Below are 15164 nucleotides of genomic sequence, written 5' to 3' on the forward strand. Positions count from 1 at the left end.
GAAGGAGTGTCAAGAATCGGGTTGCTTTTACTTCCCCGCGACGGAGGTTCCGAGCAGCCCTTCCAGGCGCCGGACCTCGTCATCGAAGCCCGTCTTGTGGCCGGCCGCCATGGTGCGGCGGTAGGTCTTGTGCTGGTCGAAGGGGTCCAGCACCCGGTCATCCTGGGTCATCAGCTGGTAGTGCAGGTGAGGCGCGAAGGAGCGGCCCGTGTTGCCGCTCCGGCCGATGACCTGACCCACGTTGAAGCGCGTGCCCGGGTGGATGTCCTTGCCCACCTCGTCCAGGTGCAGGAAGAGCGCGCGGCGGCCACGGCCCCCAGCCTCCACCAGTTCCAGGCAGTTGCCGTTGCTGCCCCAGTTCCAGTTCTTGCGCTTCACCACGCCCGCGAAGGGCGCCTTGACGGGCGTGCCCACCGGGGTGCGGAAGTCCACGCCCTTGTGGCGCCGGCCATCGCGCAAGAGCGACGTCACCTGCTCGTAGTCGTCCAGCGGCGACTTCTCCAGGCGCAGCTCCAGTTCCTCGCCCGTGGACAGGTAGTACCGGGCGGCGCCCTCGGTTCCCGCCTGGTAGCGATACGCGGTCAGCGTCTTGCCCAGCTTGGCGCTGGTGAAGCGCACCGCGTGCACCAGGGGCTCTTCGTTGGGGCGGCGCTGGAAGAGCACGTCGAGCGTGTCGCCGCGCAGGATTTCACCCGGCACCGCCACCCACCACACCAGCGTGCGCGTCACCACCTGCGCCAGGGCAGGGCCCACGTCCGCACCCGCGGCGCTGTTGATGGCCGTCTCCAGCGGGCCGTCGATGCGCATCGACGCGCGCTCAAGACCCGCGGCCTTCACCGGGTCCACGGGAACGGGCGCGGTGAGCGCGGCCGCCGCGACAGCGCCCGCATCGACGGGGCCGGTGGCCTCCGCGACGGGCTGATGAACGGCGGCCTCGCCCGTGGCGTTGGCCATCCGTTGCTTCCACCACCACACGCCCCCGGCGGCGCCGCCCAGGATGAGTGACACGGCGACCACGGGCCCGATGGGGCTGCGCTTGGGTGGTGCACCGAGGGTGGGAAGGTTCGGCCGCATGCTGGCTCCGTGAATGAAAAGAGTGGGCGGGCGCGAAAACCAGCGCCCGCGACGAGGAATTCCGCCTGCCGAGGGTCAATCCTCGGGGCCGTCCTCTTGCTCGTCTGGCGTGGAGTCGCGCAGGCCGAATTCCTTCATCTTCGTCTGCAGCGACTTGCGGCTGATCTGCAGGAGCCGCGCGGCCCGGGTGACGTTGCCCCCCGTCTCATCCAGCTTCTTGACGATGAGGTCCCGCTCCAGCTCCGCCGCCTTCATCCGGACGATGTCCTTCAGGCCCACCTCGCCCGTGGGAACTTCCAGGCTCGGCGTGGGGGTGGACGACACGGGGCTCGGCTGGACGCCCGCTCCCTGACGGACGGGGTCCGGCAGGTCCTTGGCGGTGATGAGCGGCCCGTCCGCGAACAGCAGCGCGCGCTCGATGAGGTTCTCCAACTCGCGGATGTTGCCCGGCCACGAGTATCCCTGGAGCAGCGCGAGCGCCTCGTCGGCGATGCCTTCGATCTTCTTGTTGAGGCGGCGGTTGTACTTGTCCACGAAGTGCCGCGCGAGCATCAGGATGTCGCTGCGGCGCTCGCGCAGGGGCGGCAGGGTGAGCGGCACCACCGCCAGCCGGTAGTACAAGTCCTTGCGGAACCGGCCCGCTTCAATCTCCGCCTGGAGGTCGCGGTTGGTGGCGGCGACGAGGCGCACGTCCACGCGGGTCGTCTTGATGCCGCCCACGCGCTCGAACTCGCCTTCCTGGAGCGCGCGCAGCAGCTTCACCTGCATCTCGACGGGAATCTCCCCGATTTCGTCCAGAAAGAGCGTGCCGCCGTCGGCCAGCTCGAAGCGGCCGGGCTTGGAGGTGACGGCGCCGGTGAAGGCCCCGCGCTCGTAGCCGAACAGCTCGCTCTCCAACAGCGTGGCGGGGATGGCCGCGCAGTTGATCTTGATGAACGGCTTGTCGCGGCGGCTGGAGGCGCCGTGCAGCGCGGTGGCGATCAACTCCTTGCCGGTGCCGCTCTCGCCGGTGATGAGCACCGTGGAGGGCGTGTCCGCCACCTTGTCGATGACCTTGTAGACGTCCTGCATCTGGGGCGCATCGCCGATGATGGCGGCGCGCGCCTTGAGGTCCGGACGCACGGAGCGGCGGGCGCTCTCGTTCGTCTTGGCGGCCTTGGCGACCACGGCGGACAGCTCCGTCTGGTCGAAGGGCTTGGTGATGTAGTCGAACGCGCCCGCTTTGATGGCGTCCACGGCCGAGTCCACGGTGCCGTGCGCGGTGATGATGATGACGGGCACGTCCGGGTTGGCGGCGCGGACGTTGCTGAGCACCTCCATGCCGCCCACCTTGGGCATCACCAGGTCCGTCACGACGATGTCGGCGCCGTTCTTGTGGAACTCGGCGAGCCCCTGCTCACCGTTCTCCGCGACGGTGACGTCGAAGCCATCCCGGCGCAGCATCGCGGCGAGCACCTTGCGGAGATTCGCCTCGTCGTCGATCACCAGGACCTTGGCCATGGGAGCAGGGCGCGCGAGGGCCGGACTAACGACGGGGGGCCGGCGCCGCGGTGGGGCCCTCGAGGGTGCAGATGGCGTCCGGGTGCTTGATGCGCAGCAGGAGGGCCTCCAGCACGCGGAACGGATGGTTCATCCGCGAGGCGCCCAGGTAGGCCGCCACCATGTCCATGGCGACCGCCAGGTCCATGTTCTCGCGGCCGGTGGACACCACCACGCCCGAGTCACCGCGCAGGCGGTTGGACTGGTAGACGCCGTCGGCGGCCAACTGCTTGATGGTCTCGATCTCCAGCACGCCCGTCTTCTCGTAGATGCGGTGCAGCTGCGAGTAGAGCCGAGGCGACAGCACCACCGCGTAGGGGCCGAAGTGGCCGTGCTCGTTGAGCGTGCGCGTGGCCTCGACGATGGCCTGGAACCCACCGCCCGCCACCGTCCAGTCGCCCAGATTCACGGTGAGCCGGCCGTTGGCCGTCATCAGGCCCTCGTAGCCCAGCTTCGCGTCGCCGTAGAAGATGAGCTCGTCTTCCTGCTGCGCGCACAGGGCGGCGGCGCCCGCGGCGGCCGACACGTCCAGCGGCATGTTGTGCGTCCGCGCCGCCTCGATGTCGCGCCAGTGCAGCAGGAAGTCCTTGTAGATGATGGGGATGGTCTTGAACTTGCGCGCGTCGGTGAAGACCATCGCGGTCTCCTGCTCGCCGACGATGTCCACCGCGCCCGGGGACACGCCCTGGAACTCGTCGTAGGGCACCGTCTGCACGCCCGCGCCCAGCGGACCGTAGATGTCGAGGATGCGGCGGCCCACCAGCGAGCGCCGCGCGACCTGGATGACGGTCTCATTCAGGCGCGCCCACTCCTCTTCACGGAGCGGGTTCTCGGCATGTCCAAGGAAGTCAGGCATCGAACAGTCTCCAGATACTCAACAAGGAGAAGAGGGAAGGAACGCTTCAGCGATTGCTGCCGCCACCGCCACCACTCCGGCGGAGCGAGCCCACCGTGAGGGGATGGGACTCCACGGCGGGCGGCGGAGCGGGCAGGCCGTACATCAGGCGCTGCGGGGGAAGGGACGTGAGCGGCTCCACCGGGGACCGGCCGTTGATGACGTTCGGCGTCGGCGGTGGAGGCGGAGAGGGCGAATGGGCCGCGACAGGTGTGCCGGTGCTGGCGACGGCCTGCTGGAAGTGCCCGGCCGCGATGGGACTGGTGAAGCGGGTGTCCTGGCTGGCGTCGAGCATGCGCAGCATGTGGACCGCCTCCGATACGTGCTCTTTCTCCTCTGTCGCCAGGTGGAGGAAGAACGCCTTCACTTCGGGGTGGGTGGCGGCCCGGGCGAAGGACTCGTATTCGTTGATGGTCTCCAGCTCACGCGCCAGCACGCGGCGGATGCGCGCCACGTCGTCCAGGTCGCTGTCCGGGGTATCGGCCATTGGGAATGGACCCTTGCAATGCGCCGGGGGCACCGTCAAGAGAAACAGGGCCCGGTGGGTTTCCTGCTTCATGCCACTTGACGTCACGCGTAGAGTCCGCCGCTCGTGACCGCCTCCGTGCCCGAGCCTTCCCCGCCGCCTCCCACCGCCTCGCCCCCTCGGTCCGAGCGCTCCAGCGGCCGAGGCGCGCTGCTCGTGGCCACCGGCATTCTCGCCTCCAAGCTCGTGGGGCTCGTGCGCGAGCGCGTCTTCGCGCACTACCTGGGGAACGAGGCGGCCGCGGCCATCTTCAAGGCGGCGCTGCGCATCCCCAACTTCCTGCAGAACCTGTTTGGCGAGGGCGTGCTCTCCGGCTCGTTCATTCCGGTGTATGCCCAACTGCTTGGCCGCAAGGACACGGAGGAGGCGGACCGGGTGGCGGGCGCGGTGTTCGGCCTGCTGTCCTTGGCCACCGCGCTGCTCGTGGGCGCGGGCATGCTCTTCACCCCGCTCTTCGTGGACCTCATCGCTCCGGGCTTCGAGGGCTACTCACGCGAGCTGGCCATCCGCGTGGTGCGCATCCTCTTCCCGGGCACCGGCTTCCTGGTCCTGAGCGCCTGGTGTCTGGGCATCCTCAACAGCCACCGCCGCTTCCTGCTGTCGTACCTGGCGCCCGTCGTGTGGAACGGCGCCATCATCCTCACGCTGCTGGTGCTCGGCGGCCGGTATAGCGAGGAGCGACTGGTGGAGCTGCTCGCCTACGGCGTCGTGGCGGGCAGCTTCCTCCAGTTCGCGGTGCAGGTGCCCAGCGTCCTCAATCTCCTGGGGCGTTTCAGGCCGTCGCTCTCCACCGTGGCGGCGCCGGTGCGCCAGGTGCTCAAGAGCTTCGGGCCCGTCGTCCTGGGGCGAGGCGTGGTGCAGTTCAGCGCGTGGGTGGACACGGCCTTCGCCACGCTCATCTCCGGGCGGGCCATGTCCTCGCTGGTCTACGCGCAGACCATCTATCTGATCCCGGTGAGCCTCTTCGGCATGGCGGTGTCCGCGGCGGAGCTGCCGGAGATGGCGCGCGCGGCGGACGGCGAGCGGGAAGAGGTCGTCGCGAAGCTTCGGGCGCGCATCGACGCGGGCGCGCGGCGCATCGCCTTCTGGGTGGTGCCCTCGGCCGCGGCCTTCTTCTTCCTGGGGGACATGGTCGCCGCGGCGCTGCTGCAGACGGGCCGCTTCAGCGCGGCGGACTCGCGCTACCTCTGGTACCTGCTCATCGGCGCGTCCGTGGGGCTGGTGGCCGCCACCGTGGGCCGGCTCTATGCCTCCGCGTTCTACGCGCTGAAGGATCCAAAGACGCCGTTGCGCTTCGCCATCGTCCGCGTGGCGCTGGGCTCGCTGGGCGCCTGGGCCCTGGGCCTTCACGGGCCCGAGTGGCTGGGGCTTCCCCCCGAACTGGGCGCGCTCGGCCTCACGCTCTCCAGCGGCATGGTGGCCTGGCTGGAGTCGACCCTCCTGCGCCGCAAGCTCTCCCGACAGTTGGGCCGGGTGGGCGTGCCCTCGGGGTTGCTGCCCCGGCTGTGGGGCGCGGCGGTGATCGGCGGGGTGGTGGCCCTGGGGGTGAAGCTGGGGCTTGCCTCGGTGCTGGGTCCCATGCCCGGAGTACAAGAAGAGTGGGGTGGCGCCTTCCTCGCCCCCCCCGCGCTGCATCCCATCCTGGGATTCGTCGCCGTCGCCCTCCCGATGGGAGTAATCTATTTCGCGGTGGCCGCGGCGCTCGGCGTTCCAGAGGCCAGCGCGGTGTTCCGCAAGGTTTCTGGCCGCCTGCAGCGCAAGCGCTAAGTCCGCGCCATTGCTCGGCTCCTGACGGGGCAGGCAGGCTTTGATTGGGGGTGCAAACAGGTGTCGGAAGGGAAGGCGTAATGGGCTCTCTTCGTTAGGGTCCAGGTGGCGGTGTGGACCACGTGCGTGTCATCGGGGCTTCCTCCCGACAGGGCGCGCGTGTAGAGTGCGCCGCCTTTTTCATGGGCTCCGGCTTCACGGGAAGTCTGGGCTGACTTCGTCTCAGGAAGGTCTCGGCAGTGAGCGACGAGAAGAACGGTTCCAATGCGGGCGGTCCTGGCGGAATGGGCCCCAAGAAGCCGAAGGCGACCTTCGGCGACGTGATGCTCGGCATTCCTTCGGGCGGCGCGAGCCGTGGCGAGGGAGGTCGCGGCGGCGGCGGTGGTCGCGGAGGCGAGCGCGGCGGTCCCGGTCAGGGACGCGGTGCGCAGCCGCGCCCCGAGGGAGGAGCGCCCGGCGAGGAGCGCCGTCCGCGGGGTGCTGACCGAGGCGGCGAGCGCCGCGGTGGTGGCGGCGAGCGCCGTCCGTCCGGTCCCATGGTCGTCGTGAAGCGGGCTTCGGGTGCCATCGAAACGCGGGGTCCGGTGGGTGATCAGCCCGCCGAGGCGACCGCGACCGCGGAGGCGACCACGGCCGCCGCCGAGGCCTCCGGTGCCACGCCGACTCCGACGCCGCGCCCTGTCGCGCCGACGCCGGCGCCTTCCACGGCGCTGTACGAGGAGCAACCTGAATCCGAGTCCTTCGCCGAGATGTTCGAGGCGCAGGCCAAGGAGGGGGGCACTCCGGGTCGTCGAGGCGTGCGCCTGGGCGAGAAGGTCAAGGGCACCATCTTCCAGCTCGGCGCGGACACCGCGTTCGTGTCGCTGGAGGGTTCGGCCAAGAGCGAGGCGATGATCGAGCTTCGCGAGCTCAAGGACGACGAGGGCATCCTGCGCTTCGGCGTCGGCGACAGCCTGGAGGCGCACGTCATCGAGTTGGGCGCCAAGGGCATCGTCCTGAGCCGTGCGCTGGCCAAGGGCAGCGCGTCCATGGCGATGCTGGCCGAGGCTCGCGCTTCCGGCATGCCCGTCGAGGGCATGGTGCTGAGCGTGAACAAGGGCGGTGTGGAGGTCGCCATCGGCGACCAGCGCGCCTTCTGCCCCATCAGCCAGTTGGACCTGCGCTACGTGGAGAAGCCGGACCAGTTCATCGGCGAGAAGCTCAAGTTCCGCGTCACGGAAGTGCGTGACCGCAACGTGGTGCTGTCGCGCCGCTCGCTGCTCGAGGACGAGCAGCGTCAGCTCGCCTCGGAGACGCGCAAGAACCTGGCCCAGGGCAGCATCGTCAAGGGCAAGGTCTCCGGCGTGCGCGACTTCGGCGTGTTCGTGGACCTGGGCGGCGTGGAGGGAATGATCCCCGTCTCCGAGCTCTCGTACACGCGCGTGGGTCACCCCAGCGACGTGGTGAAGTCCGGCGACGAGGTGGAGGTGGAGATCCTGCGCATGGAGCCCGCGCAGCCCAACTCGCCCGACAAGACCAAGCAGAAGGAGCGCATCACGCTGTCCATGCGCTCGCGGCAGGAGGACCCGTTCAAGAAGGCGATCTCCGAGATCAAGGAGGGAGACCGCCTGCAGGGCAAGGTCGTCCGGCTCCAGCAGTTCGGCGCCTTCGTGGAGCTGCGTCCCGGCGTGGACGGCCTGGTCCACATCTCCGCCCTGAGTGATCGGCGCATCGCGCACCCGCGCGACGTCGTGAAGGAAGGGGAGACCATCTGGGTCGCCGTCGAGAAGATCGACGTGAACGAAAAGCGCATCGGCCTGCGCCGCATCTCCGAGGAGGAGGCGCAGCGTCCTCCCGAGGAGCGTACGGCTCCGGTGGCGGCGGAGAAGTCCGCGCCTTCGGCTCCGGCCGCGCCGCGCCCCAAGGCGGGGCAGGTGGTGGTGGGCAAGGTGGACCGCATCGAGCCCTACGGCGTGTTCCTCCAGTTCCCGGGTGGCAAGGGTCTGCTCCCCGCGAGCGAGACGGGCACCGAGCGCGGCACGGATCTGCGCAAGCACTACGCGCTCGGCCAGGAGGTGAAGGTGGCGATTCTCGACATCGACGCCTCCGGCAAGATTCGTCTGTCCGTCACCGCCGCGGTGCGCGCCGAAGAGCGCGCCGAGGTGGAGGAGTGGCAGAAGACGCAGCAGCCGCAGGGCGCCGCCGCTGGAAAGAAGGGCTTCGGCACGCTCGCTGATCTCTTCAGCAAGTTCGGCAAGTGATTCACCGCGCCCGAACATGTTTGAAGCGTGTTCGGGTTCGTGGGAAATAGATGTTGCAGTCCACGGCGAGGGGCGGTACTACCTCCCTCGCCGCTGACGCGGGGTGGAGCAGCCTGGTAGCTCGTCGGGCTCATAACCCGAAGGTCGCAGGTTCAAATCCTGCCCCCGCAATTAGGAATGCCAGAGGCCCGGAGAATAGAAAGCCGGGCCTCTGGTGTTTATAGGCAGACACAACATGGCGCGGGGTGGAGCAGCCTGGTAGCTCGTCGGGCTCATAACCCGAAGGTCGCAGGTTCAAATCCTGCCCCCGCAACTTGGTGTCTTTCGATGCCTGTCTGGTTTCGAAAGCGCCGCAAGGTTGAAGACCCCGGTTACCAGCAATGGTGGCCGGGGTTTTCTCTTTGGTGCGCTCCATCGTCGCCGCGCTCCTGCATCCGCTCGCCGCGCGCCAGCGCCTCACGTACTGGGTTTGCTCCAGGCGGGGCAGGGCGGCCGCTCACGAGGCGGACTGTCAGGGGCCCGACTCCCGCACGGACTCCGCGTCGTGTCTGGCTTGACACGAGGGAACCCGGGTAGGTCCGCCAGCACTGGAATGTGGCCAACGAACACTGTAGCCACCTGATTTGACAGGGCATTTTTCAGACCCGGTCTCTCGTGGATGCGGAAATCTCCCGCCATCGTAGAAATAACCGCGATGTCGCCTTTCAACTTACACCAGTAATGGCACTAATCTCTCCAACAGGTGACAAATTGTCACCTGGGAGCCAATCAGAACAGACCTGAACTTCCGGCGAGGTTGTCGGAAAGCGACGTATCGGGTCTCCCGGGCGGCTCCCACCCCGCGCAATCCCATGGGAGCACCCCCACGTGAGAAGGTTGGTTGCCAAGCTGTCCGGCCTGGCGCTGGTACTTTCAGGTACCGGCTCCTTCGCCCGGACGCTGCCGAACTACGACGCATTCCTTGAGGCGAAGCCCGCGAGCCGTACCACCGCGAGCTTCAAGCCGGTGGACGCCGACACGAATGTCCGTGTCACCCACCGCGACGAGCACACCGGCGCGCCCCGCTTCCTCTGGGCCAACGGTGGCGCTCAGGCGAACAACAAGCTGAAGGCGCAGTACGCCAGCATGGCGCCTGCGCAGGCGGCCCTCGCCCAGCTTGGCGACTACGCGACGCTGTACGGCGTGAAGTCGTTCGAGGTGGCTGGCGCGCGCGTCTCCGGCGTCAAGGAGCTGGCCGCGGGCGTCAAGGTCGTCACCGTGGCGCAGGAGATCTCCGGCGTCGAGGTGTTTCGCCAGAGCCTCCGGCTGCTCCTGAACAAGCAGAACGAGCTGGTGTCCGTCTCCGGCACCATCTCCGAGCACGTCACCGCGACGCGCACGGTCCCCGAGCGCCTGCAGTTCAAGCTGTCCGCGAAGTCCGCCATCGCCGCCGCCTTCCAGGATGTCACGGGCGCCGCGCTCGACGGCAGCCTGCTGATGCAGGTGAAGAGCGCGAAGCCCACGGGGCGCTACACGCGCTACACCCTGGCCTCGTACGCGCGTCCTCAGGATGAGGGCCTCCGGGAGCCGGCTCGCTCCAAGCAGGTCTACTACGCGCTGCCGAACGCGCTGGTGCCCGCGTACTACGTCGAGGTCATCGCCGGGCGCGAGAACAGCGTCGATTCGGACGCGTACGCGTACGTCATCTCCGCGGTGGATGGTCGAGTGCTGTCTCGCAAGAACATGCGCGAGGAAGCCGCCTTCAGCTACCGCGTCTTCGCGGACTCCACACCCCCGTATACGCCTCACGACGGCCCGTCGGGCACGAACGCCACGCCGCACCCGGACGGAGCGCCGACCGGCTGGCGTCCCCCGTTCGTTCCTCCCTCGCTCGTCACCCTGCAGAACGCGCCCTACAGCCAGAATGACCCGTGGCTGCCGGCCGGCGCCACGGTGACCACCGGCAACAACGTGGACGCGTACGCGGACCTCGTGGCGCCGGACTACTACAGCGCGGGCGACCTTCGCCCCACCGTCACCGCCCCCGGCGTGTTCGACCGGACGATGCTGTTCGACATCCAGCCGAACGCCAACGCCGAGCAGATCGCCGCGGCGACGACCAGCTTGTTCTTCATGAACAACTGGCTGCACGACTGGTACTACGACACGGGTTTTGACGAGTCGACGGGCAACGCGCAGCTCAACAACTTCGACCGCGGTGGCGAGGACGGCGACCCCATCCAGGCGCAGGCGCAGGACTACAGCGGCGTCGACAACGCCAACATGCTGACGCCGGCGGATGGTGCCTCGCCGCGCATGCAGATGTACCGCTTCTCCGGCCCGCGCATCGCGCGCCTGACGGTGAATGCTCCGGGCAACGTCGCGGGTAACTATAACGTCGGCATCGCGTCGGGCATGGGCGCCCAGGTGTTCAACGTCGTGGGCAACGTCGTCATCGCGCTGGACGAGGTCACCGCGGGTGGTCCGTCCACCACGGACGGTTGCACCGCGCTGACCAACGCGGCGGCGGTGGCCGGGAACATCGCCCTCGTCGACCGCGGTGGCTGCGGCTTCATCGACAAGCTCACCATGGCGCAGAACGCGGGGGCGACGGGTATCATCGTCGCGGACAACGCCGCGGGCCCTGTCGCGGACATGGGCGGCGCCTCCACCACGCTCACCATCCCCGCGCTGCGCATCACCCTGGCGGATGGCAACCTGCTCCGCAACGCGCCGGGCCTCAACGTGCGCCTGGTCCGTGAGGCGAGCATTGGCCCGGACGGCACCGTCGACAACATCATCGTCGCGCACGAGTGGGGGCACTACATCAGCAACCGCCTCGTCCTCGACGCGGGCGGTCTGGTCAACAACCAGGGTCGCGCGATGGGCGAGGGCTGGGCGGACTTCCACGCCCTGCTCATGGTGACCCGGGCGGAGGACATCAACGTCCCCTCCAACGCCAACTGGAACGGTGCCTACGGCGCGGCGGAGTTCGCCCCGCGCTATGGCTCACCCGACAGCGCCTTCTTCGGCATCCGTCGCGTGACGTACTCGTCCGACATGGCGAAGAACGCACTGACGTTCGGTCACATCGCGAACTCGGCGACCCTGCCGACCACCGCGCCCCTCATCCCGAACGCCAGCGTGAACTCGCAGGTCCACAACTCCGGTGAAGTGTGGGCCACCATGCTGTGGGAGGCATATACCTCGCTGCTGCGCGCGCACCCGTTCCAGGAGGCCCAGGACCGGATGAAGCGGTACATCGTCCTGGGGTACATGCAGACGCCGTTCGCGCCGACCTTCCTGGAAGCGCGTGACGCCGTCCTCGCGGGTGCCTATTCCGTGGACCCCGCGGATGCGGAGCGCATGTGGGTCGCCTTCGCCAAGCGCGGTGCCGGTGTCGGCGCCGTGGCTCCGTCCTATGTCTCCACCACCCACGAGGGTGTGGTGCAGAGCTTCCGCACGGGTCCCGCGCTGGGGCTGATGAGCGCGACGCTCTCCGACGACCTGCCCGCCAGTTCGTGTGATCGCGACGGCGTGCTCGACAATGGTGAGACGGGCCGCATCCTCGTCACCATCGCGAACACCGGCTCGCACCCCTCGCGCAATGGCTCCATCACCGTGTTCTCCCCGACCCGCGGTGTCAGCATCGCCAACGGCGGCTTTGTCCGGCTGCCGGAGCTCGCCGTCTTCGATCAGACGACGGTGTCCGTGCCCGTGACGCTGACGGGCGCGGCCCCGAACTCCGTCGCGGAGTTCATCATCTCCTTCCGCGATGAGAACCAGGCGGTTCCGGGCGACGTGGTGGCTTCGCTTTCCGCGATGACCAACTACGACGAGGTTCCGGAGAGCAGCCGCACGGAGACCGTCCAGTCCAACCCCGCGACGCTCCCCTGGGAGCTGGAGTCCAGCGAGTCGCCGGACGTCACCGAGTACTACTTCGGGCTCGTCTACGTCGACGAGGCGTTCATCGACCGCGCCTTCTTCGGCGAGAACCGGGAGTTCCCCACGGACTTCTGGCTGAGGACGCCGCCGCTCCAGGTGGGCACCACCGGGCCGTTCATCGTCAACTTCACCCACGCCTACGACTTCGAGCACGACGCCAGCTTCAACTACGACGGTGCCGTCATCGAGCTCACCAATGACAACGGTCAGACGTGGATCGACATCGGCGGGCCGCTGTACGGCGGCGTGCTGGATACCGCCCCGGGCGTGCTGAACCCGCTGCAGGGTCGTCAGGCCATCGTCGGCACGAGCGCGAACTTCCCCACGCTCAACCCCGCGACCCTGGACCTGGGCACCACGTACGCTGGCCAGACGGTGCAGATCCGCTTCCGCATCGGTACCGACAACTTCGTCGGAGCGACGGGCTGGGCGCTGGACAACCTGTCCTTCAGCGGCATCACCAACACCCCGTTCACCGCACTGGCGGCGGACGACAACGTGTGTCTGAACCGTTCTCCGGTCGCCAATGCCGGTGCGGATCAGATCGTCAACGAGCGCACCGCGGTGTCGGTGACGGGCAGCGGGACGGACGCCGACGGCGACGCCCTGACGTACTCCTGGACGCAGTTCTCCGGCACGGCGGTCACGCTGGCCGGTGCCAACACCGCCACGGTGACCTTCACGGCTCCTGAAGTGGCGTCGGACCGCGACATCGTCCTTCGCCTGGTGGTCAGTGACGGCAGCCTGACCTCCACGGACTACGTGACGGTGCGCATCCTCAACGTCAACCGCGCTCCCACGGTGAACGCGGGCCTGGACGGCTCCGCGGATGAGCGTGGCAGCTTCACGCTGTCCGGCTCCGCGAGCGACGCGGACGGCGACAGCATCACCTACCTCTGGACGCAGGTGTCCGGCACGCCGGTGGCGCTGACGGGCTACACGGCGGCCTCCGCCACGTTCGCGACCCCCGAGGTGGACTTCGCCACGACGCTCACGTTCCGCCTCACCGTCTCCGACGGCAAGGTCAGCGTGAACGACACCGTGGACGTGGTCATCAACGACGTGAACCGCGCCCCCGTCGTCACCGCCTCGTCGGTGACGGTCGACGAGCGCAGCACCGCCACCCTCGCGGCCACGGCCTCGGATGCGGACGGTGACACGCTGACGTACGCCTGGACGCAGCTGTCCGGCACGGCGGTGACGTTGTCCGGTGCCAACACCGCGAACGCTTCCTTCGCGACGGGCGAAGTGGCCGCCACCGCCATCCTCACCTTCCGGGTGACGGTGTCCGATGGCACCGCCGAGGCGACCCAGGACGTGACGGTGAACGTGCTGCACATCAACCGCGCTCCGACGGTGAACGCGGGCCTGGATGGTGCCGTGGACGAGCGCGCCGTGGCCACGCTGAGCGGCTCGGCGAGCGACGCGGACGGCGACACCCTGACGTACACCTGGGTGCAGACGGCCGGTACGCCGGTGGGCATCACCAACGCCACCTCGGCCATCGCCACCTTCACCGCGCCGGAGACGGCGACCGGTGAGACGCTGACCTTCCGCCTGACGGTGAGCGACGGCAGCTCCACCGCCAGCGACACGGTCAACGTGGTGGTCAACCCGGTGAACCGCGCCCCGGCGGTGACGGCGTCCGACGTGACGGCCGACGAGCGGAGCACCGTCTCCCTCGTGGCCCAGGGCACCGACCCGGATGGCGACACGCTGACCTACGCGTGGACGCAGCTGACGGGCACGCCGGTGACGCTCGCGAACGCCGACTCGGCGACCGCGGACTTCGACGCGGGTGACGTGGACGCCGACGAGGAGCTCACGTTCCGCGTGACGGTGTCCGATGGCACCGTCGAGGCGACCCAGGACGTGACGGTGACGCTGCGCAACGTGAACCGTGCTCCCACGGCGAACGCGGGTACGGCGGCCTCCGCCGTGTCCGGCACCACCGTGACGCTCGATGGCAGCGCGAGCAGCGATGCCGATGGCACCGCGCTGTCCTACGCGTGGACCCAGGTCAGCGGCCCGTCCGTGACGCTGTCCAATGCGACGTCCGCCCAGCCGACCTTCACCGCTCCTTCGGTGCAGGCGCAGCGCGACCTGGTGTTCAGCCTGGTCGTGAGTGACGGGGTCGCGAGCAGCGCGGCCTCCCTGGTGGTCATCACCATCAACCCGACGAACATTCCGAACCGGGCTCCGGTGGTGTCGGCGTCCGCGGTGACGGCCGACGAGCGGAGCACTGTCTCCCTCGTTGCCGAGGCCACGGATGAGGACGGCGACACGCTGACCTACGTGTGGACGCAGCTGACGGGCACCACGGTGACCCTCCAGAACGCCAACACCGCGACCGCGACGTTCGACGCGGGCGAGGTGGATGCCAACGCGGAACTCACGTTCCGCGTGACGGTGGGCGACGGCAAGACCACCACCACGAAGGTCGTGGCGGTGACGGTGCGCAACGTGAACCGTGCTCCCACGGCGAACGCGGGCGCGGCGGCTACCGCCCAGTCCGGCGCCACCGTGACGCTGGATGGCACCGCGAGCAGCGATGCCGACGGCACGGCGGTGACGTATGCGTGGACCCAGGTCAGCGGCCCGTCCGTGACGCTGTCCGACGCCACGGCGGCCCAGCCCTCCTTCACCGCTCCGACGGTGACGGCGGAGCGTGACCTGGTGTTCAGCCTGGTGGTGAGCGACGGGGCGGCGAGCAGCACGGCCTCCCTGGTGGTCATCACCGTGACGGCGGCGCCGGTGGAGAACACCGCGCCGGTGGCCAAGGCCCGCATCATCCTCAATGGCAGCCAGACGTCGATGACCCTCGACGGCTCGGCTTCCACCGACGCGAATGGCGATGCCCTGACCTACAAGTGGGAGCAGACGGGCGGCCCGGGCGTCACGCTCAACGAGTCGACCAAGGCGGTGCTCAGCGTGGACGTTCCGGAGCTGGATGACGACAGCGCCACGTTCACGTTCAAGCTGACGGTGAAGGACCCCGCGGGTGCCACCCACAGCGTCACGGTGGAGGCCACGGCCACCCCGGATGATGGGGGTGGTTGCTCGTCCACGGGCGCGGGTGCTCCGGCGGGCATGCTCGCCCTGGCGCTCCTCAGCCTGCTGCACCGTCGTCGCCGCCTGAACTAGTCGGACCGCCGCCTCTCTTCTCGGAGAGGCGGTTCGCTTCCGGGGACGGGTGCCT

7 protein-coding genes and 2 tRNA genes are annotated in these 15164 nt (G+C 68.8%); 5 read left to right on the plus strand and 4 right to left on the minus strand.

The annotated features are described in order from the left end of the window. Positions 1-27: 27 nt before the first annotated feature. The 4 genes from G4D83_RS23290 to G4D83_RS23305 form a co-directional block, all read right to left on the minus strand. Positions 28-1074, minus strand: coding sequence for a peptidoglycan DD-metalloendopeptidase family protein (locus G4D83_RS23290; protein WP_163867006.1), 1047 nt, complete (start codon positions 1072-1074; stop codon positions 28-30). A 75-nt stretch (positions 1075-1149) separates the two neighbouring features. Continuing rightward, positions 1150-2574 (minus strand): sigma-54-dependent transcriptional regulator, encoded by a 1425-nt coding sequence (locus G4D83_RS23295; protein ID WP_163867007.1) that lies wholly within the window; start codon positions 2572-2574, stop codon positions 1150-1152. 25 nt (positions 2575-2599) lie between these two features. Continuing rightward, the gene (gene encA, locus G4D83_RS23300) at positions 2600-3469 is read right to left on the minus strand and encodes an encapsulin nanocompartment shell protein EncA (RefSeq protein ID WP_163867008.1); all 870 of its coding nucleotides are present in this window, start codon (positions 3467-3469) and stop codon (positions 2600-2602) included. A 46-nt stretch (positions 3470-3515) separates the two neighbouring features. Then, a complete protein-coding gene (locus tag G4D83_RS23305; RefSeq protein ID WP_163867009.1) occupies positions 3516-3995 on the minus strand; it encodes a ferritin family protein in 480 nt (159 codons plus the stop codon). Positions 3996-4100: 105 nt separating this feature from the next. Between G4D83_RS23305 and murJ the strand changes: the two genes are divergently transcribed. The 5 genes from murJ (at position 4101) to G4D83_RS23330 (ending at position 15109) form a co-directional block, all read left to right on the plus strand. Continuing rightward, the gene (gene murJ, locus G4D83_RS23310) at positions 4101-5801 is read left to right on the plus strand and encodes a murein biosynthesis integral membrane protein MurJ (RefSeq protein WP_163867010.1); all 1701 of its coding nucleotides are present in this window, start codon (positions 4101-4103) and stop codon (positions 5799-5801) included. A 284-nt stretch (positions 5802-6085) separates the two neighbouring features. After that, positions 6086-8041, plus strand: coding sequence for a S1 RNA-binding domain-containing protein (locus G4D83_RS23315; protein ID WP_163867084.1), 1956 nt, complete (start codon positions 6086-6088; stop codon positions 8039-8041). Positions 8042-8138: 97 nt separating this feature from the next. Continuing rightward, positions 8139-8212: transfer RNA gene (locus G4D83_RS23320), tRNA-Met, on the plus strand. A 68-nt stretch (positions 8213-8280) separates the two neighbouring features. Beyond that, a tRNA-Met gene (locus G4D83_RS23325) sits at positions 8281-8354 on the plus strand. Between the two features lie 554 nt (positions 8355-8908). After that, positions 8909-15109, plus strand: coding sequence for a myxosortase-dependent M36 family metallopeptidase (locus tag G4D83_RS23330; RefSeq protein ID WP_163867011.1), 6201 nt, complete (start codon positions 8909-8911; stop codon positions 15107-15109). Positions 15110-15164: the final 55 nt, after the last annotated feature.

Source organism: Myxococcus eversor, from assembly GCF_010894455.1.
GTDB classification, from domain to species: domain Bacteria; phylum Myxococcota; class Myxococcia; order Myxococcales; family Myxococcaceae; genus Myxococcus; species Myxococcus eversor.